Here is a 527-nt window from a genome sequence, read left to right as displayed (position 1 = left end):
AAGTCCCCGCAGCACCCGGTCCCCGGGGTCGCACCCGCGTACCTTGAGAGCCGCATAGCGATAGGAGAGAGATGGAAGATCATTCTTCCAGACTCGATTCTTTTCTGCGATTTATCAGACAGAATGATAGCAATCATTCATCCGATCCAAACAAGAAGAATTCACTTATTAATGAGTGAGGAGCATCTGATCGCGAGCACAGTCAACTACTGTGCCGCGGTATGAGATACCCGAATTGCGACATACGAGCGCTATTCATGATATCGATTAATTAGACTAATTAGCGACACGTGGATATCCCGCGGGCCCGAGAGCGGTCCCGCAAGATACCACGGGCGCACGGCGGATGCCTTGGCACAGGGAGCCGATGAAGGACGCGGCAAGCTGCGATAATCCCCGGCGAGGAGCACACATCCTTCGACCCGGGGGTCTCCGAATGGGCGAACCCATCCGTAGCAGTACGGATATCCCGACCCTGAACACATAGGGGCCGGGAGGACAACCCGGGGAACTGAAACATCTAAGTA

At 54.6% G+C, this 527-nt stretch carries 1 protein-coding gene and 1 rRNA gene; both read left to right on the top strand.

Features of this window, described 5'->3' with window-relative positions; translation table 11 throughout:
- Window positions 1–225, top strand: a 225-nt coding sequence (locus DWX39_RS11280) for a hypothetical protein (RefSeq protein WP_233512213.1), incomplete at its 5' end; no start/stop codon positions are given.
- 94 nt (window positions 226–319) lie between these two features.
- Window positions 320–527 (top strand): 23S ribosomal RNA (locus tag DWX39_RS10870); the annotation flags it as partial.

Source organism: Collinsella sp. AF19-1LB, from assembly GCF_003459655.1.
Lineage (GTDB): Bacteria > Actinomycetota > Coriobacteriia > Coriobacteriales > Coriobacteriaceae > Collinsella.
This window is presented reverse-complemented; position numbering and strand designations above follow the sequence as displayed.